This window comes from Halopseudomonas pelagia CL-AP6 (assembly GCF_000410875.1).
GTDB classification, from domain to species: Bacteria; Pseudomonadota; Gammaproteobacteria; order Pseudomonadales; family Pseudomonadaceae; genus Halopseudomonas; species Halopseudomonas pelagia.
Genome location: NZ_AROI01000021.1, coordinates 1 through 26,347, shown reverse-complemented (window position 1 = coordinate 26,347; position 26,347 = coordinate 1). Strand labels below are relative to the sequence as shown.

25 protein-coding genes are annotated in these 26,347 nt (G+C 56.9%); 20 read left to right on the top strand and 5 right to left on the bottom strand.

The features are described 5' to 3' along the window. Positions 1 to 351: 351 nt before the first annotated feature. From ccoN to K787_RS0115320, 14 genes are all read left to right on the top strand, one after another. Positions 352 to 1,794 (top strand): cytochrome-c oxidase, cbb3-type subunit I, encoded by a 1,443-nt coding sequence (gene ccoN, locus K787_RS0115385; RefSeq protein WP_022963701.1) that lies wholly within the window; start codon positions 352 to 354, stop codon positions 1,792 to 1,794. Beyond that, a complete protein-coding gene (gene ccoO, locus K787_RS0115380; protein WP_022963700.1) occupies positions 1,794 to 2,405 on the top strand; it encodes a cytochrome-c oxidase, cbb3-type subunit II in 612 nt (203 codons plus the stop codon). The genes ccoN and ccoO overlap by 1 nt, the downstream gene beginning before the upstream one ends. A 6-nt stretch (positions 2,406 to 2,411) precedes the next feature. Further along, entirely contained in the window at positions 2,412 to 2,603 is a 192-nt protein-coding gene (locus K787_RS0115375; protein ID WP_022963699.1) for a CcoQ/FixQ family Cbb3-type cytochrome c oxidase assembly chaperone, read from the top strand. Continuing rightward, on the top strand, positions 2,600 to 3,502 hold the full coding sequence (ccoP, locus tag K787_RS0115370; protein ID WP_022963698.1) for a cytochrome-c oxidase, cbb3-type subunit III: 903 nt from the start codon (positions 2,600 to 2,602) through the stop codon (positions 3,500 to 3,502). The genes K787_RS0115375 and ccoP overlap by 4 nt, the downstream gene beginning before the upstream one ends. Before the next feature lie 135 nt (positions 3,503 to 3,637). Next, a complete protein-coding gene (gene ccoG / locus K787_RS0115365) occupies positions 3,638 to 5,053 on the top strand; it encodes a cytochrome c oxidase accessory protein CcoG (protein ID WP_022963697.1) in 1,416 nt (471 codons plus the stop codon). Positions 5,054 to 5,057: 4 nt separating this feature from the next. Beyond that, complete coding sequence (locus tag K787_RS0115360; protein WP_022963696.1) at positions 5,058 to 5,573, top strand: FixH family protein; 516 nt, start codon at positions 5,058 to 5,060, stop codon at positions 5,571 to 5,573. Positions 5,574 to 5,575: 2 nt separating this feature from the next. Continuing rightward, entirely contained in the window at positions 5,576 to 8,035 is a 2,460-nt protein-coding gene (locus K787_RS0115355) for a heavy metal translocating P-type ATPase (RefSeq protein WP_022963695.1), read from the top strand. Continuing rightward, positions 8,032 to 8,280 (top strand): cbb3-type cytochrome oxidase assembly protein CcoS, encoded by a 249-nt coding sequence (gene ccoS, locus K787_RS0115350; protein WP_022963694.1) that lies wholly within the window; start codon positions 8,032 to 8,034, stop codon positions 8,278 to 8,280. The genes K787_RS0115355 and ccoS overlap by 4 nt, the downstream gene beginning before the upstream one ends. After that, a complete protein-coding gene (locus K787_RS0115345; protein WP_022963693.1) occupies positions 8,277 to 9,017 on the top strand; it encodes a sulfite exporter TauE/SafE family protein in 741 nt (246 codons plus the stop codon). Before ccoS ends, K787_RS0115345 begins: the two co-directional genes overlap by 4 nt. Before the next feature lie 92 nt (positions 9,018 to 9,109). Further along, the gene (gene fnr, locus K787_RS0115340) at positions 9,110 to 9,844 is read left to right on the top strand and encodes a fumarate/nitrate reduction transcriptional regulator Fnr (RefSeq protein ID WP_022963692.1); all 735 of its coding nucleotides are present in this window, start codon (positions 9,110 to 9,112) and stop codon (positions 9,842 to 9,844) included. Between the two features lie 23 nt (positions 9,845 to 9,867). Further along, the gene (locus tag K787_RS0115335; protein WP_022963691.1) at positions 9,868 to 10,413 is read left to right on the top strand and encodes an adenine phosphoribosyltransferase; all 546 of its coding nucleotides are present in this window, start codon (positions 9,868 to 9,870) and stop codon (positions 10,411 to 10,413) included. A gap of 63 nt (positions 10,414 to 10,476) precedes the next feature. Further along, a complete protein-coding gene (locus tag K787_RS0115330) occupies positions 10,477 to 11,352 on the top strand; it encodes an ion transporter (RefSeq protein ID WP_022963690.1) in 876 nt (291 codons plus the stop codon). After that, positions 11,342 to 12,535 (top strand): MFS transporter, encoded by a 1,194-nt coding sequence (locus K787_RS0115325; protein ID WP_022963689.1) that lies wholly within the window; start codon positions 11,342 to 11,344, stop codon positions 12,533 to 12,535. Before K787_RS0115330 ends, K787_RS0115325 begins: the two co-directional genes overlap by 11 nt. A 136-nt stretch (positions 12,536 to 12,671) precedes the next feature. Next, positions 12,672 to 13,316: a response regulator gene (locus K787_RS0115320; protein WP_022963688.1), complete on the top strand. Its 645-nt coding sequence runs from the start codon at positions 12,672 to 12,674 to the stop codon at positions 13,314 to 13,316. A gap of 16 nt (positions 13,317 to 13,332) precedes the next feature. On the opposite strand, the gene K787_RS0115315 is transcribed toward K787_RS0115320, so the two are convergent. Continuing rightward, on the bottom strand, positions 13,333 to 15,120 hold the full coding sequence (locus K787_RS0115315; RefSeq protein WP_022963687.1) for a hybrid sensor histidine kinase/response regulator: 1,788 nt from the start codon (positions 15,118 to 15,120) through the stop codon (positions 13,333 to 13,335). A 167-nt stretch (positions 15,121 to 15,287) separates the two neighbouring features. On the opposite strand from K787_RS0115315, the gene K787_RS0115310 reads away from it, so the two are divergent. From K787_RS0115310 to glpK, 4 genes are all read left to right on the top strand, one after another. Then, positions 15,288 to 15,887 carry a hypothetical protein gene (locus K787_RS0115310; RefSeq protein ID WP_022963686.1) on the top strand — a complete coding sequence of 200 codons (600 nt, stop codon included), beginning with the start codon at positions 15,288 to 15,290 and terminating at the stop codon, positions 15,885 to 15,887. Between the two features lie 104 nt (positions 15,888 to 15,991). Beyond that, the gene (curA, locus tag K787_RS0115305) at positions 15,992 to 17,029 is read left to right on the top strand and encodes an NADPH-dependent curcumin/dihydrocurcumin reductase (protein ID WP_022963685.1); all 1,038 of its coding nucleotides are present in this window, start codon (positions 15,992 to 15,994) and stop codon (positions 17,027 to 17,029) included. A 118-nt stretch (positions 17,030 to 17,147) separates the two neighbouring features. Continuing rightward, on the top strand, positions 17,148 to 17,633 hold the full coding sequence (gene ybaK / locus K787_RS0115300; RefSeq protein WP_022963684.1) for a Cys-tRNA(Pro) deacylase: 486 nt from the start codon (positions 17,148 to 17,150) through the stop codon (positions 17,631 to 17,633). Between the two features lie 35 nt (positions 17,634 to 17,668). Further along, positions 17,669 to 19,150, top strand: a complete 1,482-nt coding sequence (glpK, locus tag K787_RS0115295; RefSeq protein ID WP_022963683.1) for a glycerol kinase GlpK — start codon at positions 17,669 to 17,671, stop codon at positions 19,148 to 19,150. A gap of 20 nt (positions 19,151 to 19,170) precedes the next feature. Here glpK and K787_RS0115290 read toward each other — a convergent pair whose 3' ends face one another. After that, positions 19,171 to 20,319 (bottom strand): AI-2E family transporter, encoded by a 1,149-nt coding sequence (locus K787_RS0115290; RefSeq protein ID WP_022963682.1) that lies wholly within the window; start codon positions 20,317 to 20,319, stop codon positions 19,171 to 19,173. A 422-nt stretch (positions 20,320 to 20,741) separates the two neighbouring features. Between K787_RS0115290 and K787_RS0115285 the strand changes: the two genes are divergently transcribed. After that, complete coding sequence (locus K787_RS0115285) at positions 20,742 to 22,796, top strand: TonB-dependent receptor family protein (RefSeq protein ID WP_022963681.1); 2,055 nt, start codon at positions 20,742 to 20,744, stop codon at positions 22,794 to 22,796. Between the two features lie 139 nt (positions 22,797 to 22,935). Here the strand turns inward: K787_RS0115285 and K787_RS0115280 are convergent, their stop codons facing one another. Next, complete coding sequence (locus K787_RS0115280) at positions 22,936 to 23,574, bottom strand: response regulator transcription factor (RefSeq protein ID WP_022963680.1); 639 nt, start codon at positions 23,572 to 23,574, stop codon at positions 22,936 to 22,938. Between the two features lie 210 nt (positions 23,575 to 23,784). On the opposite strand from K787_RS0115280, the gene K787_RS0115275 reads away from it, so the two are divergent. Further along, positions 23,785 to 24,729 carry an endonuclease gene (locus K787_RS0115275; protein WP_028614986.1) on the top strand — a complete coding sequence of 315 codons (945 nt, stop codon included), beginning with the start codon at positions 23,785 to 23,787 and terminating at the stop codon, positions 24,727 to 24,729. 79 nt (positions 24,730 to 24,808) lie between these two features. On the opposite strand, the gene K787_RS0115270 is transcribed toward K787_RS0115275, so the two are convergent. Together K787_RS0115270 and K787_RS0115265 are read right to left on the bottom strand one after the other, a co-directional pair. Beyond that, the gene (locus K787_RS0115270) at positions 24,809 to 25,000 is read right to left on the bottom strand and encodes a CsbD family protein (protein WP_022963678.1); all 192 of its coding nucleotides are present in this window, start codon (positions 24,998 to 25,000) and stop codon (positions 24,809 to 24,811) included. Positions 25,001 to 25,082: 82 nt separating this feature from the next. Further along, positions 25,083 to 26,018: a VOC family protein gene (locus tag K787_RS0115265; RefSeq protein WP_022963677.1), complete on the bottom strand. Its 936-nt coding sequence runs from the start codon at positions 26,016 to 26,018 to the stop codon at positions 25,083 to 25,085. Positions 26,019 to 26,347 lie beyond the last annotated feature (329 nt).

Genomic DNA, 26,347 nt, shown 5'->3' with positions numbered 1-26,347 from the left:
CAGGGGGTACTAAGCTAACCGTTGCCTGATCCATGTTCGCACGATAGCCATGGAGACGGGGCCGGCCCAACCACAACAATCTCTCGCCGGTTATCGATCTTGCGCCGCAAGCGGTCAGATAAGCAGCCATGTAGACAGCTAAAAAGGCAATCGTGCTGGACACCCTGCAGACAACTGCACCGGTTACCTCCACGGTCAGACGCCACATCGTCAAGGACGCTGCACAAGACCTCCCTGAGGGCTTTAAAGCGGAGCATACCTTGACCTGTGTCATTGCAAAGGAGGGCAGCTTTGCTCATACTTGCCGCCGTTTTAGACCCCTTAAACCTATTGCTATCCGTGGAATCTCGCATGAGCACAGCTACCACTTCGACAGCCTATAACTACAAAGTCGTACGTCAGTTCGCCATTATGACGGTGATCTGGGGCATTGTAGGCATGGCCCTTGGTGTCCTATTGGCAGCCCAGCTGGTCTGGCCCGCCCTCAATCTCGACCTGCCTTGGACCAGCTTTGGACGCCTGCGTCCGCTGCACACCAACGCAGTTATTTTTGCCTTTGGTGGTAGTGCACTGATGGCCACCTCGTTCTACGTGGTGCAACGTACGTCGCAAGCGCGTCTGTTCTCGGACGGGTTGGCGGCCTTTGTATTCTGGGGCTGGCAAACCGTTATTGTACTTGCCGTCATCACGCTGCCTCTGGGCTTGACGACCTCCAAGGAATACGCGGAGCTTGAGTGGCCAATCGGCATTCTCATCGCGGTAGTCTGGGTGGCCTATGGCATCGTGTTCTTCGGTACCATCATGAAGCGCAAGATGAAGCATATCTATGTAGGCAACTGGTTCTTCGCCTCATTCATCATCACTGTCGCAGTGCTGCATATCGTCAACAACCTGGCGATTCCGGTGACATTGACCAAGTCCTACTCGATCTACTCCGGTGCAACCGATGCGATGATCCAGTGGTGGTACGGTCACAATGCGGTGGGTTTCTTCCTGACTGCTGGCTTTCTGGGCATGATGTACTACTTCGTACCCAAGCAAGCCAACCGCCCGATCTACTCCTATCGCCTGTCGATTGTGCATTTCTGGGCACTGATCGCCATCTATATCTGGGCCGGCCCGCACCACTTGCACTACACCGCGCTGCCTGACTGGGCACAGTCGCTTGGCATGGTGATGTCGCTGATCCTGCTGGCACCCTCCTGGGGCGGCATGATCAACGGCATGATGACCCTGTCCGGTGCCTGGCACAAACTGCGTACCGACCCGATTCTACGCTTTCTGGTTGTGGCCTTGGCGTTCTATGGCATGTCCACATTTGAAGGCCCGATGATGGCGATCAAGACCGTCAACGCCCTGTCTCACTACACTGACTGGACCATCGGTCACGTACACGCAGGTGCGCTGGGCTGGGTAGCTATGATCTCCATCGGTTCGCTATACCACATGATCCCGAAAATATTTGGCCGCGAGGAAATGTACAGCGTTGGCTTGATCAACGTGCACTTTTGGCTAGCCACTGTTGGCACCGTGCTCTACATCGTCTCCATGTGGGTCAACGGCATCACCCAGGGCTTGATGTGGCGTGCGGTGAACGTCGACGGCACTTTGACTTACTCCTTTGTTGAAGCGCTGGAAGCCAGCCATCCGGGCTTTATCGTCCGCCTGATCGGCGGCCTGTTCTTCCTGATCGGTATGCTCCTGATGGGTTACAACGTGTGGCGCACAATCCGCGCCTCCCAGCCGGCTGAAGCACAAGCCGCCGCGCAAATGGCCCAAGGAGCAGCACACTGATGAAAAGACATGAAATAGTAGAAAAGAACGTTGGCCTGCTGGTGGTACTGATTGTCATCGCGATCAGCTTTGGCGGCCTGACCCAGATCGTCCCGCTGTTTTTCCAGCAGGAAACCACTCAGCCTATTGAGGGCCTGCGTCCTTACACTGCGCTTGAGCTTGAAGGCCGAGACATCTACATCCGTGAAGGCTGCGTAGGCTGTCACTCGCAGATGATCCGTCCGTTCCGGTCCGAGACCGAGCGTTATGGTCACTACTCGGTTGCTGGTGAAGGCATTTATGAGCATCCATTCCTGTGGGGCTCCAAGCGTACCGGCCCGGATCTGGCCCGCGTTGGCCAGCGCTACTCCGATGACTGGCACCGCGCTCACCTGATCAATCCGCGTGATGTGGTGCCTGAGTCGAAAATGCCGTCCTACCCCTGGCTGCAGGAAAACCAACTGAGCGGCAAGCATACTGCCGGGAAGATGACTGCCCTGCGCCGACTGGGCGTACCTTACACCGAGGAAGACATTGCCGGAGCTGAGCAGGAAGTCAAAGGTGTTGCCGAAATGGACGCCCTGATTGCCTATCTGCAACACCTCGGCACTGTTCTCTCAGACCGCCGGTAACTGACCATGGATATCAACACTCTCCGCGGCATTGCCACCATCCTTGCGATGCTGGCATTCATTGGCGTCACCGTATGGGCTTACAGCTCCTACAAGAAAAAAGATTTCGACGAAGCGGCACAATTGCCCTTCGCCGACGAGCCTGATGATGAAAAAACGCCCCGTGAGCAGCATGATGCTAGGAGTAACAAAGAATGAGTAATTTCTGGAGCGGTTACATCATTGTCCTGACCCTGATCACGCTAGGGCTGATCATCTGGTTGCTGTTCGCTACCCGTAAGGGACAGCGGCCAGAAGAAACCGAACAAACGATGGGGCATTCCTTCGATGGTATCGAGGAGTACGACAACCCTTTGCCCCGTTGGTGGTTCATGCTGTTTCTTGCCACCATCATTTTCAGCGCGATCTATCTGGTGCTGTATCCCGGCATGGGCAAATGGCCCGGCATTCTCGGCTGGACCCAGGTCGGCCAATATGAGAAAGAGGTCGCTGTTGCACAGGAGCGTTTTGCGCCGATCTTTGCCAAATTTACCGACATGCCAGTGGAGCAAGTAGCCCAGGACGACGAGGCACGTCGTATTGGCCAACGCCTGTTTGCCGTTAACTGCTCGGTGTGTCATGGCTCAGACGGGCGTGGTGCCTTTGGCTTCCCCAACCTGACTGACAATGACTGGATATGGGGTGGCACGCCCGACCAGATTCGCACGACCCTCAATCAGGGCCGCCAAGCGGCTATGCCAGCCTGGCTTGCGATCATAGGTGAGGCAGGTGTGCGCAATACTGCGGCTTACGTTCGTAGCCTTTCCGGGCTGGAAACGGCAGACGTAGACCTTGCAGCAGGCGAGCAGGTATTCAAAACCAATTGCGTGGCCTGTCACGGCCCGGACGGCAAGGGTAACCCCCTGTTGGGCGCGCCTAACCTGACCAACGATACTTGGCTGTATGGCTCCAGCATGCTGCAAATCCAGCAGACCCTGCGCTACGGACGTAACGGCAACATGCCTGCACAAGCCCATATGGGTGAAGACAAGCTGCACGTGCTCACTGCCTACGTGTATGGCCTTGCGCAACGTGACGCTGACGCCGAAGAAGAATAAGCAACCTCACGCCGCGACCCTTGGTCGCATGGCGGCAATCTAATAGCCACACTATTCTTGCGTGGTTAAGTGCTACCAGCCCCGGCCGGACTTCCGGCCGGGCACCTCCTCCGCACAACGCCATGGCCGATCATCATGAGTGAAAAAATTCCCGTCAAAAACGTCACACCATCGGATAAGGTTCAGACCTACGATCTGTACGCCAAGCGCGACAAGATCCATACGCGATCTTACAAAGGGTTGTTTCGTAATGTGCGCCTGATCGGCGTAGGCCTACTGTTCACGCTATATTTCGGCACTGCCTGGCTAACTTGGGGTGGCCGTCAGGCAGTACTATTCGACCTACCTGCACGCCAGTTCCACATCTTCTCTTCGACTTTCCAGCCGGAAGACTTCTTTTTGCTGTCGTTCCTGCTGATTATCTGTGCCTTTGGCTTGTTTTTCATCACTGTGTTCGCGGGGCGAATATGGTGCGGCTACACCTGCCCGCAAACCGTCTGGACGTGGATATTCATGTGGGCGGAAAAAGTCACTGAGGGTGAGCGTAACGCCCGCATCAAACTCGACAAACAGAAGATGAACGCCAACAAGCTGCTGCGGCGCACCGCCAAGCACAGCATCTGGCTAAGCGTTTCAATAGTGACGGCGCTGACCTTCGTCGGCTACTTCACGCCCATTCGCGAGCTGGTGCCAGACACCTTCACCTTGCACATCAGTGGCTGGACGCTGTTCTGGGTATTTTTCTTTACTGCGGCCACTTACATCAACGCCGGCTGGATGCGCGAACAGGTGTGCTTCTATATGTGCCCCTATGGGCGCTTTCAGAGTGTGATGTTCGACAAGGACACCTTGATCGTCGCATATGATCCAGCTCGGGGCGAGCAGCGTGGGCCGCGCAAAAAAGGTATTGAACCGGCAGCAGTGGGCTTGGGTGACTGCGTGGATTGCAATATCTGCGTACAGGTCTGCCCTACCGGCATCGATATTCGCGATGGCCTGCAATACGAGTGCATCCAGTGTGCGGCCTGTGTCGATGCCTGTGATGAGGTGATGGACAAGATGGGCTACCCGCGGGGGCTGATCAGCTACACTACTGAGCATAATCTCACCGGCGAAAAAACCAAGGTGATTCGCCCGCGCCTGCTGGGCTATGGCGCCTTGCTGGCTATCATGATCGGACTGTTTATCGTTACGGTAACCAACCTTTCGGAAGTATCGCTAGACGTCCAGCGCGACCGCAACGTGTTGTTCCGCGAGGCACGTGGTGGGGATATCGAGAACGTTTATATTGTCAGGATTTTCAACAAGGCCCAGCAGGAACGCACTTTTGATCTCACCATCGAAGGGCATCCGGAGCTGGAGATGCATCTGCCGAACAACCGTCTGACCGTAGAAGCCAATGGTCACCTGCAATTACCGGTTAACGTGCAGCTGGATCCCGCCTTCCTTGAGAGCACTAACATGCCGGTCAATTTCCGGGTCACTGCCGAAGACGATGCACAGGTCACCACCGTGTCCGAAAGTCGCTTTATGGGCCCCAAACTCAGGTAAGCACATGCAACACGACGACATTATTCCACCTTGGTACAAACAGTTCTGGCCCTGGTTCATCATTGGCATTCTGGTCTTTGCCGTGGTGATCGGGCTGGGCCTGCTGTTTATCGCCCTGGCGAATCAGGACAGCATGGTGCGCGACAACTATTACAAGGAAGGTCGGGCGATCAATATGCATCTGGGCCGTGATCAAATGGCCGAGGACTTGCGTTTGTCTTCGGCATTCACTGTCGACGACCTGACCGGCGAAATCAGCCTGACGCTCGATGGCGAGCTGACGCCTTTGCCTGCGGATTTGCAGCTGGACTTTATCTCCCCCTCCCATGCTGAGCGTGACCGCACCGTGTTGCTCAAGCGTGTCAGTAGCAACCAATATGCCGGCCAACTGCCCGAGGCGATGCAGGGTCGACTTTACGTGGACCTGAGTGATCCCATCAACCCCGGTGAGACCGGCTGGCGCCTGACCGACGAGATCACCCTCAGTGCCGGACAGACTTATCGTCTCAGCGCCAAGTAAGCATGGCCAGCCCTGTCCCCTGCTACCACTGTGGTGAGCCGGTACCCGCCGGCTCTTCCTGGACCAGCCATATTCTTGCCGAGCCCAGAGCCATGTGCTGCCCGGGATGCCAAGCCGTTGCCGACGCTATCGTCGCCGGGGGGCTGGAAAGCTATTACCGCCATCGCACCGACAACGCTAGCAATCCAGAAGCCCTGCCCCGCGTGCTGCAGGATGAATTGGAACTGCTCGACCGCGCGGATGTGCAGCAACGCTACGTGCACAGCGAGGGTGACCTTCAGCAGATCCAGTTGCTGATCGAAGGTATCAGTTGCGCGGCCTGCGGCTGGCTGATCGAAAAACGGCTGATCCAGGTGCCGGGTGTCAGCCAGGCTACCCTGAATCTTGGCAATCACCGCCTGACATTAACCTGGAACCCAAGCATTACGCGGCTTTCCAGCCTGCTGGCGGAAATCAAACGTATTGGTTACGGTGCGCACCCGTTCGAAGCCGACAAGGCCAGCGAGCAGATTGCTGCGGAAAACCGCCGTTACCTCCGCCGTTTGGGCTTGGCTGGCTTGATGTTCATGCAGGTAATGATGGCCACCATGGCGCTGTATGAAGAGTTCAACCAGGACCTGACCGCGGACATGGCGATCATTCTGCGTTGGGTGAGCCTGGCGATGACCACCCCGGTAGTGCTCTACAGCTGCGCGCCCTTCTTCCAGGGTGCTTGGCGTGACCTGAACAACAAACGACTGAGCATGGATGTGTCCGTGTCGCTGGCTATCGGGGGAGCTTATCTGGCTGGCATCTGGGCGACGGTAACCAATACCGGGGAAATCTACTTCGACTCGGTGACCATGTTTGCATTTTTTCTGCTAGCCGGCCGCTACCTTGAGCGACGCGCCCGGCAGCGCACCGTCGAAAGCAGCGCCAAGCTGGTGAATCTGCTACCGCCCAGCGCCATGCGGGTGAACAGCGAGGGGCTGCCCGAACGCATCATGTTGGACGAAGTACGCCCCGGAGACCTGCTGGAGATCAAGCCTGGCGAAAGTATCCCGGCCGATGGCGAGATCGTCAGCGGCATCAGCAGCGTGGACGAATCGGCGCTGTCTGGCGAATACCTGCCATTGCCCAAACGCCCCGGCGACACCATTACAGCCGGCACACTGAACGTGGAAGGCCCGCTGCGCATCCGCGTCAACGCGATAGGCCAGGAAACCAGGCTGTCCGCCATTGTGCGGCTGCTAGAACGGGCGCAAAGCGACAAACCGCGTCTGGCACAGATCGCCGATCAGGTAGCACAGTATTTTCTGCTGACCGTTTTGAGCGCGGCGGTTATCGTTGGTGCCTTGTGGTGGTGGCTGGTCAACGGTGAAACGGCGTTCTGGATCGTCCTCGCGATGCTGGTCGCAACCTGCCCCTGCGCCCTGTCACTGGCCACTCCCACCGCCCTGACCACAGCTACCGGAAGCCTGCAGAAACTCGGCGTGCTGATTACCCGCGGGCATGTGCTGGAAGGCCTGACCAAGATTGATACGGTCATTCTCGATAAAACCGGCACGCTGACCGAGGGGCGCATGACCCTGGAGCGCATTGAGCCGCTGCCAGGTCATGATGGCGAACAGGCGCTACGCCTGGCGCAGATGCTCGAAGCCCGCTCGGAACACCCGATAGCACGCGCCTTTGGCCGCACCCTGGAGCAGGCCGACAGCGTAACCAGCCACCCCGGAAGCGGGCTGGAGGGCCAATGCCATGGGCAACTACTGCGGATCGGCAAGCCCGCATTTGTCGCCGCGTTAAGCGGCCAGCCAGCGCCCGCCCTACCAGACCAACCGGGCCAATGGTTGCTGTTAGGTGATGACCTTGGACCTATAGCCTGGTTTGTTCTGAACGACCGTTTGCGCAGCGATGCCGCCGAGCTGATCACCGGCCTGAACAAACGGGGGCTGCGGGTGATATTGCTCTCCGGCGACCATGAACAAGTGGTTCAACGGATGGCGAAACAGCTGGGCATTGAGCACGCCATCGGCAATGCCAGCCCCGCGGACAAGTTGGCCTACGTGCAGCAGCTGCAGAGCGAAGGCCACAACGTGCTGATGCTGGGTGATGGTGTCAACGATGTACCGGTACTAGCTAGTGCTAATATTTCCATCGCCATGGGCGAAGCATCCGACCTGGCCAAGACCAGCGCCGATGCCGTGTTACTCAGTAGCCAATTGAAAGTGCTACTGCAGGCGCTGAGTGGGGCCAAGCGCACGCGGCGGATCATGCTGCAGAATCTGTTCTGGGCCAGCGGTTACAACGCCGGCATTCTGCCACTGGCCGCTCTCGGCATGGTAACGCCCGCCTGGGCCGCTATTGGTATGTCAGCCAGCTCGTTGCTGGTCGTGCTCAATGCCCTACGTTTAACCCGGCTAGGGACCAGTGAGTCCGCCACCAAACGCGCCGCACCCATTTTTTCGGAGAGTTCGGCATGACGTTTTTGTACATTTTGGTGCCCATTGCCGTGGTTCTGGTGATTATCGCCATTTGGGTTTTCATCTGGGCGGTCGACAGCGGCCAATACGACGACCTGGATGGCCCCGCGCACAGCATTCTGTTTGACGACGAAGACCCCGCTCACATAGAGGCTCAGTCAGAACAAAAATCAGCGAAGCCGGATGAGAAAGAAAGCCTCAAAAAGCACTCCCCGGCAGACGACGAGCGGAGCAACCGGCCGTGAACGGCGAGCTACTTCCCCTGTTTCTCACCGCCCTGGCTCTCGGCCTGCTCGGCGGCGGGCATTGCATCGGCATGTGCGGCGGGCTGATGGGCGCGTTGACCATGGCCATCCCCGCAGAACAGCGCAAGGGCTGGCCGCTGTGGCGTATTCTGCTTGGTTATAACGCGGGCCGCATCGCCAGCTACAGTCTCGCTGGTGCGCTGCTCGGTAGCCTCGGCTGGCTTGCTCAAGACCTCGGATTGGGCATGTTTATGCGCATCCTGGCAGGCTTACTGATGATTGCCATGGGATTGTATCTGGCTAACTGGTGGTCGGGGCTAACGCGCATAGAGCAGCTCGGGCGGGGCCTATGGCGGCATATCGAGCCCCAGGCACGCAAGCTGTTGCCAGTCAAATCGCCCGGCCAGGCCGTTGCGCTGGGTGCGCTCTGGGGCTGGCTGCCTTGCGGGCTGGTGTATAGCACCCTGATATGGGCTAGCAGTCATGGCAATGCCAGCGTGTCTGCAGGGCTGATGCTGACCTTTGGCCTGGGCACGCTGCCGACGCTCATGGCCACAGGCCTCGCGGCACAAAAGATGATGTTTTGGCTACGCAAACGCAGCGTACGCATTTCCGCTGCGATTCTGGTTATCCTGTTTGGTGTGTGGACATTGCCGGGGCCGCACAAGGCCTGGTTGATGGGGCATGGCAGCCATGAAAGTTCAGTTTCCGCCCCCGCTGGCCATCAAAACCACTGAGTATTGCCAAGGGTAAGAATGGCAGAGACGGCATCCATGATGTACGCTTTACAATCGTTGTTGTATCGCTAGATTTAGCCAGGAAGCTGCCCATGACTACGCCCATCACTTTGCGCGCCGCTCTACCCGAAACCCATTGCAAAGACTGCAGCCTATCAGGCATGTGCTTGCCGTTAGCGTTACACAAAGAAGAGCTCGAAGCACTGGACAACATTGTCAAGCGTGGGCGGCCTGTCAAAAAGGGCGAGATGCTGTTTCGCCAGGGCGAACCCTTCGAGTCGATTTATGCTTTACGCTCTGGCGCGGTGAAAACCTTCAGCTTGTCGGATGACGGTGCAGAGCAGATCACCGGCTTTCATCTGGCCAGCGAATTGATTGGCCTGTCCGGCATGGATAGTGAGCGCTACCCAGTGTCCGCCGTGGCGCTAGAGACAACCTCGGTGTGCGAGATACCCTTCGAGCGGCTCGATGACCTGACCGCGACTATGCCGCAACTGCGCAAACAGGTCATGCGCCTGATGAGTAGGGAGATCCGCGAAGATCAGCAGATGATGCTGCTGCTGTCGAAGAAAACCGCCGATGAGCGTATCGCTACGTTGCTTATCAACCTGTCAGCCCGCTTCCGGGCACGCGGTTACTCGGCAAAGTGTTTCCGCTTGGCCATGTCACGCAACGAAATCGGTAATTACCTAGGTCTTGCTGTGGAAACCGTATCGCGAGTATTTACCCGCTTTCAGCAACAAGGCTTGATCGCTGCCGAAGGCAAACAGATCGATATTTTAGACCACATTGAACTCTGTGCCCTTGCCGGGGGCCAGAGTGACTGAACCAACACCATTGGAAGCCCGTAATGATATTTGACGAGTACAGCATCAAATCCCTGGTCCGCCCGATACCGAATTTTCCCAAGGCCGGGGTAACTTTCCGTGATATCACGCCGCTATATCAGTCGCCGCGCGCCATGCGCATGGTGGCGGACAGTCTTATCCAGCGTTACGTCGAATCACCGGTTACGCACATTGCCGCCATAGACGCACGCGGCTTTCTGCTCGGTGCGGTGCTCGCCTACGAATTGAACAAACCTCTGATATTGGTGCGCAAGGCCGGCAAGCTGCCCGCCGATGTGATCAGCGAAACCTACCGCAGTGAATACGGTGACTGTGTGGTACAGATGCACCGCGACGCTCTCAAGGGCGGCGAACAAGTGCTGCTGCTAGATGATCTGATCGCTACCGGCGGCACCTTTCTGGCAGCCGCCGGACTGGTCAAGCAACTGGGTGCCAAGGTCTATGAAGCGGCAGCCATTATCGACCTCCCCGACCTGGGTGGCTCGCGGAAGATGCAGGACGCGGATATTCCGACCTATACCCTGTGTGCCTTCGGGCTTGATGAGTAACTCTGCTTCACCTCCAACCCAAACGTTATCCTGAGCGCTTCTGCGCTCAGAGTGTGAGTACACATGAACACCAATACCCTTGAGATGTCTCGGCCCTGGCGTCAGCGGCTGGCCGAACGGCTGGAGCTACCGCGCGTTCAGTTTTTGGTGATGGCGCTGATTCTGATCAACGCTGTGATCCTTGGCCTGGAAACGTCATCCACCATGATGCAGCACTGGGGCGGCCTGCTGAAGCGGTTGGATCAGATCATCCTGGGGCTTTTCGTGATCGAGATAGGCCTGCGCTTTATTGCCCATGGCTGGCGATTGCTCAAGGACCCGTGGGGCCTGTTCGATACCCTTGTCATCGCCATTGCGCTGGTTCCGGCCAGCGGGCCGTTGGCGGTTCTGCGCGCGCTACGTGTATTGCGAATACTGCGGCTGGTGTCCATCGTGCCGAGCATGAAGATCGTCGTTCAATCCCTGCTGTCGGCGTTGCCGGGCATGGGCAGTATCGTCGCTTTATTGAGCCTGGTGTTCTACGTCGCCGCCGTCATCGCTACCCAGCTTTTCGGCCAGGCCTTCCCCGACTGGTTCGGCACCCTGGGAGCCAGCCTGTACACGCTATTCCAGATCATGACGCTGGAGAGTTGGTCGATGGGTATCGTGCGCCCGGTTATGGAGGTTTACCCCTTCGCCTGGCTGTACTTCGTGCCGTTCATCTTGATTGCCACGTTCATGATACTCAATCTGTTTATTGCGGTGATTGTTGACGCCATTCAGAATCAGCGGGAACGCATTGCAGCGGCCAAGGCGCTTAAATCCGGTATCGTTAGTGAGGTGCAAACAGAACACCATGCCAGCACCTTGTCGGGCGTACAGCAGGAACTGCTCTTGAAAGAAGTGCGTCAGCTACGGGAAGAGCTCGGCTCACTGCGTAACGAGCTGCGTGAGCGCTGAACCACTGATTGAAACCGGCACGCTGGCTTTTCGCCGCGCCTGCCTGGCATTAATTCTGGCCTCGTTGGTGGTCTTCGCCAACCTATATGCCATTCACCCGCTGCTGCCGCTGATCGCCGAGACCTTTCAGGTCACCAGCTTGCAAGCCAGCAGCATGTTTACCCTGACCAATCTGACCCTGGCTTGCTCGCTGCTGCTGCACGGGCCATTATCGGACGCGATCGGTCGTAAAGGCCCGTTGCTGACAGGCATCAGTGGCACACTGCTGCTCAATCTGGCCATGGCCCATACCACCGATTATACGCTGCTGCTATGGCTACGCGCGGCACTGGGTGTCTGCCTGGGGGTGTTGCCTGCTGTAGCAATTGCTTATCTCGGTGACAGTATGAGCCGCAAGGCCCTGGTGGCCGCAGTGGGACTTTATATTGCCGGAAACACACTGGGCGGCGCCGGCGGACGCCTTGTCGGCGGCTTTATTGGCGAACACCTTGGCCTGCAAGCGGTCTTTCTCGCCCTAGCCGGTTTTACCTTGATTGGCCTGATAGGCGTGACGTTACTACTGCCCCGCCCTGCCGGATTCTTGCCGCAGCGCTTGTCATTGGCCGGTAGCTTCAGGAACTTTGCCGATCATCTGGGCAACCGCCAATTGCTACCGGCATTTCTTCTCGGTGGATGCAACTTCATGGTATTCATCAACCTGTACACCTATCTGACTTTCCGCCTCAGCGCAGAACCCTGGCACCTGGGCGCAGGCGCACTGGGCCTGCTGTTTCTAACGTATCTGGCCGGCACCTTTTCCGCTGCGTTATCCGGGCGCCTGCAGCGCGGCGGCGGCTTGCCCGGCATGGCCATAGGCGTGCTGCTTTTGATCGGCGGCTGCCTGATGACATTATCCGGACAACTATGGCTGATCCTCGTCGGGTTGCTGTGCAACGCTTTCGGGTTCTTTCTTACCCATTCGCTGGCCAACGCCTGGATCAACCAACATGCACTGCACAGCAAAGCCAGTGCGTCCTCACTGTATTCAGTGTTTTACTATCTGGGCTCGGCGCTGGGCGTGTATTACCTAGAGCCTTTCTGGCGGCTAGCCGGTTGGCCCAGCGTGGTTGCAGGCAGCCTGTTGATTTTGTTAATCAACCTTGGGTTGATTTTCTACCTGCGCCGCAAAAGTGGCACGGCTTAGCCGGAGCGGGCCATCAGACCGTATTGCGAACCCTGCACCTAGACCGCAAGGGAAAGGTTGCTTATGATCCCCACAACAATAAAGACACCGTGATGCCTGCGCGTTTTACATGGTGCATTACCAAGGAACAGAACTCATGCTGGCACCCAGTCTGCCGCCCGACACCCGATTGCTGTTGATCGACGATCATCAGATTTATCTCGACGGCTTGAGCCTGACACTGCAGAACCTCTGCCAGGGAATAACACTTGATCACGCCCACAATGCCAGCGAAGCCGAGCATCACGCGAACACCCATACCTATGATCTGATTCTGCTCGATCTGCAGCTGCCTGACAGTAGCGGGCTGGCCCTGCTACAGAAGCTACACAAGATCGACTCACTAGTGCCGATTGCGGTACTGACCGCGAGCAACAGTGCCAGCGACCTGGATGCTGCCATGCAACTCGGCGCAGCTGGGTTCATTAGCAAGACCGCTGATGGTACAACCCTGCTCAATGCCGTTACGCGCTTGCTATTTGGCGAGCAAGTCGTGATCGGGAATGGCACCCAGCCATTGGACCGTCAAGCCGCCGCGCGTGAGATGGGGGTAACACCAAGACAGCTGGAAATTCTCGACCTCTTGTGTGAAGGCCTGCCCAACAAGGTCATTTGCCAGCGGCTCAATCTTTCGGAAGATACCGTCAAGACGCACCTCAAAGCCTTGTTCATCACCCTTAACTGCCACAATCGCACCGAATGCGTCGGCGTTGCGCGCAAGCTCGGGCTGATCAGTTTTTAGAGTACTGTTTCGGCCGCTAGCGGGTGCTGGGCTCTGCCAAAAACTGTTGGATCAGGCGCCTTAGCCGCGCCGGCAACACCGGCTTGTAGAGTAGCTCGATATCCGTCAGCCGCGTAGCTTCGACCAGTTCCTCGCTGGTATCGGCGGTAACTAACAACGCTGGCCCGCTGTATAAACCCCGCCCACGTAGGGCCTGGATCAACGCGATACCATCCAGGCTTCCCTCCAGCCGATAGTCACTAATCAGCAGATCGATGCGACCGGATTCGATGTTATCCAGCGCCTGCTCGGGCGTTTGATAGCAGCGTACTTCACACCCCCATTCGCGCAACACTGTTTCCATTGCCTCCTGGTTGATCAGATCGTTCTCTATTATCACCACCCGTCCACATAATCGGGCATGAGGATGTTCACGGGCGCTCGGCGCATCTTCGGTCCAGTCGGCCGAGGGTACCTCAATCCAGAACCGCGAACCTTGCCCTGGCGCAGACAGCAACCCAGAAGGATACTCAAGCAGATGCATCAACTGCCGGCAGATCGACAAACCAAGGCCGACGCCCTTTTCCAGCGTACGTGCTGGATTGTTCAGTTGCGTGAACTCCTCAAAGATGCGCTCTTGCTCCTGTGCACTCATGCCGCAGCCATTGTCCACTACCGACAGGCGTACCCGCTGTTCAACCCGGGTGACCTCAACACGCACGTCAGTTGCCTGGGCATGCAGCACGGCGTTATTGAGAAAATTGCGGATCAACCGCTCCAGCAGCAGCGGATCACTATGTACTGCGCTATGGTGTGGGCAGACCAGTTGTATCCGAATCCCTCTTTGCTCGGCGCTAGCTTCGAGCCCGGCCAGCACCCTGAGCAGCCAAGGATGCAGATTGAAGGTACTCAACTGCGGACGCACCATGCCCACGCTGAGCCGCGATATATCCAAAAGCGAATTGAGCATGGCCTGCAACAGTTGCGTGGAATCGCTCAACCGTTTGACTGTTAGTCGCGCTTGAGGGTCGGTCACCCGCTCATCCAGATGCTGGATAAATAGCGACATCGCATGTAACGGCTGGCGTAAGTCGTGACTAGCTGTGGCCAGAAAACGCGTTTTGCTCTGGCTTTCACGCTCAGCTCGGGCGCGGGCCGCCACCAGCAGCCGCTCGTTGAGATAAGCGCCACGCATCATGTATTCATAAATGTAGGCACCCAGGCTACCAATCAGATTGAAGCACACCAGAAACAAACCGCTGGAAATGAGCAAGCTGCGAGGACTGCCGATCAGGTATTCCGCCCCCAGATAGCACACGACGATGGTCCAGGAGCCCAACACCGCATGCCGCATGGGCAGCCCCAGTAGAAAGAAACCGGAAAGCAGCACCAGATACAAGCCATCATGGGTGACTGTGACGCCGATATTGGCAATACGACTGACAACAATGATCATTGTCACCATCAGGCCACTGAGCACATAACTTAAGATTGCGGCAGCAAAAGCGCGACGCGGTGGCACCTGCCCTGCCCGGTTGGCGTACCAGAGGGTAACGCACACCACGGCCAGAACCGCCAACCTCACGGCAATGGTGTAACGGTTGAGATAGTCAGGCAGGAAGGTCAAATCGACCCAGACAAACAGCAACATAAAGCTGATGCATGAGAACGCAACAACCGCGACCCGGCTACACATTTTGCCATGTAGATAGAGCTGGAAACCGGCCTCCAGGGCTCGGCTGAATCGCAGGTGGGTGAAGCTGCGCTGCTGAGCCAGCAACGCTGGCTCATCGATAGGTGGATTGATGGCAGGGCCGGGGGTCATGGCCAATTTCCTGTTGTTATTGGATGCATGATGGCGTTTTTATACCATCGGGCAATATAGGAACAATATTAAAAAATTAATCAGTTTAAAAACAACATTTTGCTTTGCCTTTTTACGACTATGCTTCAGCTAAGCCCTTTAATGTAAAGCTGCAGTAAGGTGATAATGTGATCGTTATTAGCCCACTACTAACGCAACACCACCAGCATGACCCGGCCGGGCCAGACCTGGAAAAGGGTCAGAGCCAGCCCCCCCAATCCAATCCTCCGCTAAACATTGCCGTCCTTGTGCCGCCGCAGAGCTTGCGCTGCAACATTATTCGCCCCACATTGGCCTACTTGGGCGTTGCCGGCAACGCTGCAGAAAATCTTTTGCTCGGCACACTGCTCACTATGGCCTGGTTACCTACAGACAAACATTGCTGTGATGGTATAGGTCCGTACGCTATCAGCGCCTCCGTGCATACCCGCCTGTGGGATGAGTACCTGGCGCTGCACCCCGACCTGGCGAGTCTGATCCGCGGTCTGGCTAGCCAACGCTGCTTTCTGCAAGATCCGCATGCCGAACTCGCCTATAACCTGGGCTATGCCACCGCTATAGCATGGATGCTTTATCAGCAACAGGCCGTGTGTTTGGACGACTGCGCCGACATGCCGGCGCTGGCTCAGGTCTGGCAGCTTGCCTATCCGCACCAAGGCGCCAGCGCGCGCGACTTCATCAGCAGTTGGAATATGACCCATGGCGATCAAGCCGTGATCTGCTCCTGATCAATACCCCACCATCAGGCTCCGGCAGTCTGGTTGACCTGTCGGTCAACCCCTCGCATGCTGCTATTTGCAATCGCCCTCGCCACCCAACGCCGGAGACACCCATGCCTCAAAACAATCAGGTCAATCGCCAGATCCTGCTCGCTTCGCGCCCCGTCGGCGCCCCGCGTAATGAGAACTTCAACCTGGTTGAAAGCCCCATCCCCAGACCTGAGCAGGGCCAGATGCTGCTGCGTGCGCTGTGGATGTCGCTGGATCCCTACATGCGTGGCCGGATGAGCGATGCCAAGTCCTACTCGGAACCGGTTCCGGTGGGCGGCGTCATGACCTGTGGCGCCGTATGCCGCGTGGAAGAATCGCACCTGAACGGATTCTCCAAGGGCGATCTGGTGATGTCCTACACCGCTGGCTGGCAGGACTATTCCCTCAGCAATGGCACTATGGTGTTCAAGCTCGACCCGAACATGAGCAATCCTTCCCAGGCGCTGGGCGTGCTCGGCATGCCCGGTTTCACCGGTTATATGGGCCTGCTGGATATCGGCCAACCGAAGCCGGGTGAGACCGTTGTGGTGGCCGCTGCAACCGGCCCGGTGGGCGCGGTGGTCGGCCAGGTGGCCAAGCTTAAGGGTTGTCGCGTGGTAGGCGTGGCAGGCGGCGCGAAAAAGTGCGCCTATGCAGTGAAAGAACTGGGGTTTGATGCCTGCCTGGATCACAAGCAGGATGACTTCGCTGAGCAACTGGCTGTAGCCTGTCCACAGGGTATCGACGTGTACTTTGAAAACGTCGGTGGCAAGGTCTTTGACGCGGTGATGCCACTGCTCAATCCGCATTCGCGCATTCCCGTATGCGGGCTGATCGCCCAATACAATGCCACCGAGTTACCACCCGGCCCGGATCGCCTGCCGCAGCTGATGCGCCTGCTGCTTAGCCAGCGTATACGCATGCAGGCGTTTATTATTTTCGATAATTACGGGCCGCACTATCCCGAGTTCCTCAAGGTCATGACGCCGTGGGTTGCTGAGGGCAAGGTCAAGGTCAAGGAAGATCAGGTCGATGGGCTGGAAAATGCGCCAGCCGCCTTCATGGGCCTGCTGGAAGGCAAGAACTTCGGTAAACTGGTAGTCAAGATCGCCGACAGTTGATCGGCACTTGGCGACAGCTCGGGGACTCTTTACCCTCGCCGCGCGCCGCTAGCCGCGCGCCTCTTGCCGTATCACCTTTACCGGGTCCCTGTTGCAGGACCCCTACCCGGAAAATGCCATGACCCCAGCCACTAAATTGCTCGACAAAGCCGGTATCGATTACCGGCTTCACCGCTATCAGCACGACCCCAAGGCCGAATCCTACGGCGGCGAAGCCGCCGACAAGCTCGACCTTAACCCAGCGCGCGTGTTCAAGACGCTGCTGGCCAGCACTGATGCCCATGAATTATTGGTGGCGATCGTGCCGGTCAATGGCATGCTCGACCTGAAGGCGCTGGCAACAGCAGCCAATGCCAAGCGAATCACCATGGCCGATCCTGCCGCTGCTCAGCGCAGCACCGGCTACCTGCTGGGTGGCATCAGCCCTCTTGGGCAGAAGAAATTCCTGCGTACCTTTATCGACAACAGCGCCCAACAATGGCCGACGCTGTATGTCAGCGGCGGCCGTCGCGGCCTGGAAATCGAATTGGCGCCAACTGATTTGGCTGACCAGACCCGTGGCGAGTTTGCTAGCATTAGCCGCTTGGACAAAACGACCCACTGAGGGTCAAAAACCATTACAACAAGGACCTCAGCGCCATGGCCCAGCATATTCTCGCTATTGACCAGGGCACGACGAGCAGCCGCGCTATCATTTTTGACGCCCAAGCCAGGCTCGTGGCCGTCTCGCAGACGGAATTCAAACAGTACTTCCCGCAGGATGGCTGGGTCGAACACGATGGTGAAGAAATCTGGTCGAGCACGCTTGAGGTATGCCGCGACGCGCTGAAACAAGCCCAGCTCACGGCCGACGATATCAACGCCATCGGCATCACCAATCAACGCGAAACGACACTGCTGTGGGATGCCGAAACTAGCGAACTGTTGCACCACGCCATTGTGTGGCAGGACCGGCGTACCGCTGACTACTGCAGCGAACTCAAGGCCGCTGGCCATGAAGCAATGGTCAGCGCCAACACCGGTCTATTGATCGATCCCTATTTCTCCGGCACCAAGCTGCGCTGGCTGTTGGACAACGTGGACGGTGCGCGCGAGCGCGCCGAACAAGGCAAACTGCGTTTTGGCACTGTTGACTGTTTTCTGCTCTGGCGGCTGACCGACGGCCAGGTACATCGCACCGATGCCAGCAATGCCTCACGCACGCTGATGTTTAATATTCACACGCAGCAGTGGGATAAGCAGATGCTTGAGTTATTGGATATCCCAACCAGCCTGCTGCCCGAAGTAATGGACTGCGCTGCCGCTTTTGGTAGCACCGCCCCCGAGATACTGGGCGCGGCCATACCCGTCGCCGGCATGGCCGGAGACCAGCAAGCTGCGTTGATCGGCCAAGCCTGCTTCGAGCCGGGCATGGTCAAGAGCACCTACGGCACCGGCTGTTTCATGGTTATGAATACCGGTGACACGCCCATCAGGTCCGAGCACCGGCTGCTGACCACCGTCGGGTACCGGCTGAATGGCAAGACCACTTTTGCCCTGGAAGGCAGCATTTTTGTAGCCGGTGCCGCCATCCAGTGGCTGCGCGACGGACTCAAGCTGATCCAGCATGCCGGTGAAACCGAAGCCATGGCGGAGCAAACCGGCGATCAGTGTGGTGTCTATCTGGTCCCAGCCTTTACTGGGCTTGGTGCGCCCTATTGGGATCCCGAGGCCCGCGGCGCGATCTTCGGCTTAACCCGTGATACCGGTATTGCCGAGATCGTCACTGCCGGCCTGCAGTCAGTGTGTTTCCAGACCCGCGATCTGCTTGACGCCATGACCGCCGATGGCGCCAACAGCACCGCCGCGCTGCGCGTCGATGGCGGCATGGTAGTGAATAATTGGGTGGTACAAGCGCTGGCCAATATTTTGGGGGTGCCCGTGGATCGCCCAGAGGTGACCGAAACCACCGCGCTGGGCGTGGCCTATCTAGCCGGGCTACATATTGGCTTATTCAAGGACCTTGAAGAGATCGCTCGCCATTGGCAGTGCGAACGCGCCTTCACTCCGGCGATGCCGGAGGCCAAGCGCAAACAGCTTTACACCGGCTGGCTGGACGCCGTCCGCCGCGTCAGGGACTAACCGCTTACCATCAGTAATGCTCAGCTACGCGGTTCATCACTGGCCTGAATGGGGAAGGTATCCACGCCAAGCGACTCATGCGGATCCAGCGGCGCATCGGCCAGGTCCACCGCCATGACGCCCTCTTCCCGTGCATCAGCAAACAGACTCCAGGCAGCAATGAACAGCGCTGCGATCATCGGACCGATGACAAAACCGTTCAAACCAAACAGCGAGAGTCCACCCAATGTAGAGATCAGCACCACATAGTCGGGTAACTTGAGATCCTTGCCAACCAACTGCGGGCGTAGGATATTGTCCGCCAGGCCAATCACAATGGCGCCAAAAGCGGTCAATACTGCGGCCTCCCAGAGTGCCCCAGTGGCCAGAAAGTAAATCGCCACCGGGCCCCAGATTAGCCCAGCGCCGACTGCAGGCAACAACGATAGCACCGCCATCAGCACACCCCAGAGCAAAGCACCCTGCAACCCCAACACCCAGAAAATAAAGCCACCCAACGCGCCCTGTACTGCTGCGACGGCGAGATTGCCTTTGACTGTGGCCTTGACCACCATGGTGAATTTGGTCAGCAAATGTTGCTTGTAAGACTCGCCCAGCGGGATCGCACGCTTGATGTGTCGAGACACGGTAGGCCCGTCCCGCAGCAGGAAAAACAGCAAATAGAGCATGATCGCGAAACTGATCAAAAAGCGGAACGTATCCTGACCGACGCTAAAAGCCTTGGTCGCTAAGAATTGGCTGGCCTGCTGCGCGCCCTCAGACAGTTGATCCTGGACGCTGGAAATATCCGTCAAACCAAAGCGCGCCAGCAAATCCTGAATGGGACCCGGCAGTGCAGTCATTATCTGCTCGAAATAGTCACCAAAATTGATGTTGCCCGACTCCATCCGCTCGTACAGCGCCGCACCCTGTTGTACCAGCGCACCGGTGAGGAATATGACTGGCAAAATCACTATCAGTAAAATCATTATCAACGTCACGAACGCCGCCAGACTGCGCCGCCCGCCCATCTTGGCCTCTACCCAGCGCTGCACCGGCTGGAAGATAATCGCCAGAATCGTGCCCCAGAACACCGCACTGTAAAATGGCAACAGCAAGAAAATGAAAGCGATGGACACCAGCACCAATAACAAGATAAAGCTTTTTTCTTCCATTCGAGCTTTCAGCATGATTCTTCCATAAACGTGGAGTCGAGGGGTCGCGGCACAGGGTCGGCACTATTATCAGATCACGAATGAACGCGCCTTTCCATCACTGCCTGTTACAAACGCTTCTACAGCAAAAGGCAACCCCGAAGCGCTCTTATAGACACCACTATTAACCAGGAAGTTGCACCAGCCGCCTTGAACCCCGCTGCACGGTACGTAGGGACTCTTAACCTGCGTACGCCATCAGCCGAACGAGCATCGAGCACTATTTTCAGGACAACCATACCGCTGTCGTCAGAAAACGATCCATCAAATTAAACAATTAACACGATTGACAACGATTATCATTTATTTTTAGAATCACGCCGCGCTAGGCCCCCTGCCCCATTTCCCCGCCAGGGTACGGTTCTAATAATTCATAAACCGATAATCAGGACAATGAGATGATGCCAACCTCACTCTTTCAACGCCAATACCTCCCTATTGCGGTAGCCGTTGCGTTACTGCCCGCCAGTAGCATGGCTCAGACAAAAGACGTTTTCCGCATGCCTTCGATGGAGGTCATAGGAACCGAACAGGACGCGATCTCGCGCCAGACGGGTGCGGTAGTTATCATTGATCGCGAAGAGATTGAACGCATTCAACCCACCTCAACCGAGGACGTATTGCGCCGGGTGCCTGGCGTCCACACCAAAACTGAGGAAGAGTCCGCGGTAGTCAGCAATATAGGTATTCGCGGTCTCTCCGCCAGCGAAGCCAAATCGCTGATTCTGGAAGATGGTGTACCGGTTGCACCAGGCCTGTTTATCGGCAATGACCGTTATTACAACCCACGTATTCAGCGGATGGAAGGCATTGAGGTGCTCAAGGGCTCCTCTTCCCTGCGCTATGGTCCGTCTACCATCGGTGGTGTGATCAACTATAAGACCAAGACTCCGGACGACGGCGTGTCTGTGTCCGGCCGCGTCGGTTCGTTCAACACCCGCGAAACAACCCTTGAAGCCGGTGGCCGCTCCCGCTCAGGTGACGCATTTGGCGGCCTGGTCGCCACCCATGCGCGCAGCGACGGCTTCATGGACAAAGACTATGAAATGACCGACCTGATGTTCAAGGCCGGTGTTGCCCTGAGTGACACCCAGAGCCTGGGCATGAAGTTTTCCTGGTATGAGAACGACGCCAATATCTCTTACCGCGGCATCTTCCTGGAAGATTACCGTGCTGGCCGTACCTATAACCCAGCGCCAGACGATTACTATCTGACCGATCGTAAAGCGTTTGACGTCAACCACGAGTGGCACCTCAATGATCGCGCCACCCTGCGCACGCTGGCCTACTGGAGCGAAGTGACCCGCGACTACTGGCGCTACAACGTTGATACCCCTGCATCCAACGCAGCCGGCCGCTGGGTCTACACCGATGACCTGACGGGCAACAACCGCTCTTTTGAACGTTTCGGGGTGGAAACTCGGTTATCTCTGGACCACGACCTGTTTGGCTTGATCAACGAAGCCGAATTCGGCCTGCGGCTGATGAAGGAAGAGTCTGATGACCGGCGCATTCGCGCCACGCGAGCTCAGGACCGCACCGGTATCAATGACCGGCATATCGAAGACACCGCAGAAAGCATTGCCGGCTATGTACAAAACCGGGTTGTCTTTACTGACCGTTTTGCGGTCACACCCGGTCTGCGTATCGAATCCTACAAGCAAGAGCGCAAGGTACTGACACAAAACAACGAATCAGCCGATACGACCAATACCGAGTTTCTGCCTGGCATTGGCGCGACCTACCAGTTGACCCCGGCGGCCCAGCTTTATGGCGGCGTTTACCGAGCATTCTCCCCCGCTTCCAACGGTGTTGCGCTGGACGGACTGACAGATCAGAAGCTGGATGGTGAGCGCTCCATTAACTACGAGCTGGGTGTTCGCGGCGCGTCGGGCCCTATGAGTTATGAAGTCACCGGTTTCTACATGGACTTCAAGAATCAGGTAATTACCGGCAACAGCGATCCCAATCTGTCGCAATCCAATGCCGGCAAAACACGGCACTATGGCCTGGAAGCTGCCCTTGGCTATGAACTGGGCATGGGTTTCAGCATCGATTCCAACGCCACTTGGGTTCCTGTATCAGAGTTCAAGACCGGTGAAAACAAGGGCAACCGGTTGCCCTACGCACCCAAGTACCTAGCCAACGTAGGCTTGGTGCATAACCATGGCAAGCTGACCAACGCACTCAATGCCCACTACCAGGGTGAGCAGTACGGCGACGCGAGCAATACCTCGGAAATCCCGGCCAACGCCGGAGGCGGCATCTGGGGTGGAAAAATGAGCTCATACACCGTCTATGACCTGACCAGCCAGTATCAGATCAATCCGAACCTGAGATTGCAGGGCGCGGTGAAGAACCTCACCGACAAGCGTTATATCACGGGTCTGCGTCAGGGTATTTACGTGGGACCTGAGCGCTCATTCGAGGTTGGATTCAACTACAAGTTCTAAGCACTATTGGAGGCGATAAAAAGCCTGCTTTGTGAGGTTGTGTAAAAACAGCCTCCAACACTGGCAAAGTAACCGCGACCTGGTTGGTGAGCAGGCTCGGCGTCCACCAGGTTGCCGAGCCTCGCTTTGCTTGCCGTCTTCAGCGCTCTACCTGGATAATTCCCTGCTGCAAGGCAATGGTCACCGCATGGGTTCGATTATGAGCGCCCAGTTTGTTCATTGTATTGTGCAGATGGCCCTTCACGGTTGCCTCACTAATGCTCAGCAACTGCGCCACGTGCCGGTTTGATCGGCCTTGAGCGACCCAATGCAATACCTGCCTCTCACGAATGGATAGGCTGGTGCGGCCCACCTGAGTGCGTAAATCAACCGTAACTTCCGCTGGAAGGCAGCGTCGCCCAGCTGCTAGCGCGCGCACGGTGCCGACCAGTTCCTTGTGTAAGTTATTTTTCAGCAGATGAGCACAGGCGCCCGCATTGATCGCCTGCTGTACTCGGGCTTCTTTACGGTCGCTGCTCAGGACTGCAATTTTTGCCTGGGGGAATTCGCTGACAATGCTATTGATTGCGTCAACAGTATGCACTACCGGCCTTTGCACGGTCATCAGTGTCACGTCGGGCTGCAGGTCTCGGAACAAGACGATGGCGTTACGGCCGCCACTGGTCTCGCCCACCAGTTCAATATCCGCATGGATGCTGATCACCGCTGCGATGCCAGCCCTCAGTAGCGGGTGGTCATCAATGATCATCAAGGTGATGGGCTTCCCGGCCTCGCTCATGCTGATACACCTCCTCCTGTGAGCTGAATTCAAGCACATCAGGCACGTATCAACATGAAAAAGAGCACACATTCTTTCGGTTTTGTAACGGGGTTAGCAACTTTCTAAACGCAGCATTCCCTGCGAAACACGTTGTCCGGCACAGAACACCCAGTTACCATGCCGCCCGCAGTAATGGCTCCTTCAGCAATAGGAATAGCAGTGCCATTTATCTACCTTATCGCTGGTGCGCTAGCCGCCCTTGCGTCGTTATCGATTACCGCCGCCCCACTCTCCTTTGACCAAGCCAAAACAGAACTACGCAGGCAGGTATTTCATGACCAGAATACCGCTGGCGATCTTTACTGTGGCTGTAATTGGCAATGGCAGGGCCGTTCTGGCGGGAGCATGGATCTGGCTTCCTGCGGTTACCAGATTCGCGCGCAGGCGGTGCGGGCCGAACGCCTGGAATGGGAACATGTGATGCCAGCCTGGGCGTTCGGGCACCAGCGTCAGTGCTGGCAACAGGGTGGCCGCAAAAACTGTATTCGTACCGATCCAGTGTTCCGTGCCATGGAGGCCGATATGCACAATTTGTGGCCTACGGTAGGTGAGGTGAACGCCGACCGCAGTAACTATAACTACGGCCAACTGACCAGCACACCCTACCGCTATGGTGCCTGTACCTCACGCGTTGATTTCAAGGAGCGTGTCGCCGAACCCCGTGACGAAGCAAAAGGCACAGTAGCCCGAATCCAGTTCTATATGCATGATCGCTACGGGTTAAGCATGTCCAGACAGCAGCAACAATTGCTGATGGCCTGGTATGGCCAATATCCGGTGACTGAACCCGAGCGCGTCCGCGACCAGCGTATTGCCGCAGTGATGGGGCACAGCAATCCATATGTAACGGGTAAACGCACTTGGACCCTCGGACAACGGCCTAGTGGAGAAGGTTTGCAGCAGTTGACTGCGCAACAACCCAGCGCGGTGAAGAACCGTACCCAGCCAGCCGACGCTACTGGCCCCATCATCGGCAATCGCAACAGCAAGGTATTTCACCTGCCACAAGGTTGCCCTAGCTATAGCCAGGTCGGTGAGCGCAACAGGGTGCTGTTTCAAACCGAGGATCAAGCGCAGACGCAGGGATATCGGAAAGCGGGGAACTGCCGGTAATTTTTCGCACGGAAATAAGTATAATGCACAGCAGCACCGGTAGCTTAACCCACCGTGCTGCTGCGAGTAAAAATCGCTATCAGGCTTTATCTATACCGTCTTTGACCGCCTTCTTAACGTCGCCTTTAAGATTCTGCGCCTTGCCCTTAATCTCTTGAGCCGCGCCTTCACCCTGAAGCTGCTCATTGCCGACTGATTTACCTACAGCTTGCTTGCCCTTGCCAACCACTTCATTGGCAGTGCCCTTGATCTTGTCTGTGGTGCTGGTCATGGTAGTACTCCTGCTAACGATCGGGATTCGACCGTACCCCTCTGAGACATCTTGCCGGGATTTCAGTTCAGCGGGTCCGCTGTCATCTTGATCGAAAAGCGTCGCGCAAGGCCGCAATATCGAACTTTTTCATCCCCAGAAATGCCTGGGTGATCCGCTCTCGCTGCTTAGGCGTGCCACTACGTATCATCTGTTCCAGTTCGGCAGGAACAATTTGCCAGGAGATACCGTACTTATCCTTGAGCCATCCACATTGTTCAGCCTCGGGTACCGCCGACAGCCTGTGCCAGTAGTAGTCGATCTCTTCCTGAGTATTGCAGTTGAGCATAAATGAAGTAGCTTCATTGAAGCCAAAGTCGTGTTCGAGTGCGCTATCCATGATGGCAAACCAGCTGCTCTCGAGCATGACGTCAGCATACATCACTGTGCCTTCCCTGTTCGGCGCCTGGCCGGCCGGGTAGCGATGCAACTCACCCAACCGCGCATTACGAAAGATGGACGCATAATAACCGCCGGCCTCCTCTGCCTTTCCACAGCGGCCACCTACAAATAACAGCGAAGGCACAATAGCTGGCCGCGGCTCGCCTTCGGAATCCCAGAGAGCCAGCTGCCAGCTCAAACCATATTTATCCTGCACCCAACCATAGGCTTTGCTGAACGGATACTCGTCTAAGGGCATCAGTACCTTCCCGCCCGCAGACAATGTTGCCCAGACATTCTCCAATGCCGCTTTCGCCGCCTGTCGCGGCGATGGACTGGCAAATTGCAGTGGGTCAAAGTTGACGATAAAGGAAATGGATGGATTGAACTGAAAGTACGGCCCGGCGCTGATAGCGGCAAACCGCTGCCCCCACAATTGCAACGAGACTAGCTCGCAATCGCCTGACGGCGTGCCATGCAGTGTGGTTACAGCCAGCACCGCTGACTCTGGGAACAAGCTCGCATAGAACTCGCTGGCTTCCTTGGCCTGGGTATCAAACCAGAGGTGCGGAACAATCCGTTGAGTAATAGCTGTCATGCTGGTGACCTCCAAAATGAATGGTGATATCCGTAGTCGCACAGCAGCGCCTGAAATCGACAGCCACTGGTAGCAGCCCGCTAAACATGGTGCATAACCCCGATTCTTGCCAACCCAACAATGGATCCCCGCGTTCGCGAGGATGACGATGGCGGCGGAGTACAGAGTGCGTGTTTGAGCGTCGCAGCGTATCCAAAACCGAGTCAATCCCGCCCCACACCCGTCAACGCCGCCCCTCATCCCTCATTCCCGCCCAATACCTCGTCATTCCCGCCGCCACCTCGTCATTCCCGCGCAGGCGGGAATCCATTTTGACCTTGGCCACAACC

What these genes read in the sequence shown, in the direction of transcription:
- K787_RS0115315 (WP_022963687.1), bottom strand. Translation starts at nt 15,120, where the DNA reads ATGACCCCCGGCCCTGCCATCAATCCACCTATCGATGAGCCAGCGTTG.
- K787_RS0115335 (WP_022963691.1), top strand. Translation starts at nt 9,868, where the DNA reads ATGATATTTGACGAGTACAGCATCAAATCCCTGGTCCGCCCGATACCG.
- K787_RS0115285 (WP_022963681.1), top strand. Translation starts at nt 20,742, where the DNA reads ATGATGCCAACCTCACTCTTTCAACGCCAATACCTCCCTATTGCGGTA.
- ccoP (WP_022963698.1), top strand. Translation starts at nt 2,600, where the DNA reads ATGAGTAATTTCTGGAGCGGTTACATCATTGTCCTGACCCTGATCACG.
- ybaK (WP_022963684.1), top strand. Translation starts at nt 17,148, where the DNA reads ATGACCCCAGCCACTAAATTGCTCGACAAAGCCGGTATCGATTACCGG.
- ccoG (WP_022963697.1), top strand. Translation starts at nt 3,638, where the DNA reads ATGAGTGAAAAAATTCCCGTCAAAAACGTCACACCATCGGATAAGGTT.
- K787_RS0115290 (WP_022963682.1), bottom strand. Translation starts at nt 20,319, where the DNA reads ATGCTGAAAGCTCGAATGGAAGAAAAAAGCTTTATCTTGTTATTGGTG.
- glpK (WP_022963683.1), top strand. Translation starts at nt 17,669, where the DNA reads ATGGCCCAGCATATTCTCGCTATTGACCAGGGCACGACGAGCAGCCGC.
- curA (WP_022963685.1), top strand. Translation starts at nt 15,992, where the DNA reads ATGCCTCAAAACAATCAGGTCAATCGCCAGATCCTGCTCGCTTCGCGC.
- K787_RS0115280 (WP_022963680.1), bottom strand. Translation starts at nt 23,574, where the DNA reads ATGAGCGAGGCCGGGAAGCCCATCACCTTGATGATCATTGATGACCAC.
- K787_RS0115360 (WP_022963696.1), top strand. Translation starts at nt 5,058, where the DNA reads ATGCAACACGACGACATTATTCCACCTTGGTACAAACAGTTCTGGCCC.
- K787_RS0115330 (WP_022963690.1), top strand. Translation starts at nt 10,477, where the DNA reads ATGAACACCAATACCCTTGAGATGTCTCGGCCCTGGCGTCAGCGGCTG.
- ccoS (WP_022963694.1), top strand. Translation starts at nt 8,032, where the DNA reads ATGACGTTTTTGTACATTTTGGTGCCCATTGCCGTGGTTCTGGTGATT.
- K787_RS0115375 (WP_022963699.1), top strand. Translation starts at nt 2,412, where the DNA reads ATGGATATCAACACTCTCCGCGGCATTGCCACCATCCTTGCGATGCTG.
- ccoO (WP_022963700.1), top strand. Translation starts at nt 1,794, where the DNA reads ATGAAAAGACATGAAATAGTAGAAAAGAACGTTGGCCTGCTGGTGGTA.
- K787_RS0115320 (WP_022963688.1), top strand. Translation starts at nt 12,672, where the DNA reads ATGCTGGCACCCAGTCTGCCGCCCGACACCCGATTGCTGTTGATCGAC.
- fnr (WP_022963692.1), top strand. Translation starts at nt 9,110, where the DNA reads ATGACTACGCCCATCACTTTGCGCGCCGCTCTACCCGAAACCCATTGC.
- K787_RS0115265 (WP_022963677.1), bottom strand. Translation starts at nt 26,018, where the DNA reads ATGACAGCTATTACTCAACGGATTGTTCCGCACCTCTGGTTTGATACC.
- K787_RS0115355 (WP_022963695.1), top strand. Translation starts at nt 5,576, where the DNA reads ATGGCCAGCCCTGTCCCCTGCTACCACTGTGGTGAGCCGGTACCCGCC.
- K787_RS0115270 (WP_022963678.1), bottom strand. Translation starts at nt 25,000, where the DNA reads ATGACCAGCACCACAGACAAGATCAAGGGCACTGCCAATGAAGTGGTT.
- ccoN (WP_022963701.1), top strand. Translation starts at nt 352, where the DNA reads ATGAGCACAGCTACCACTTCGACAGCCTATAACTACAAAGTCGTACGT.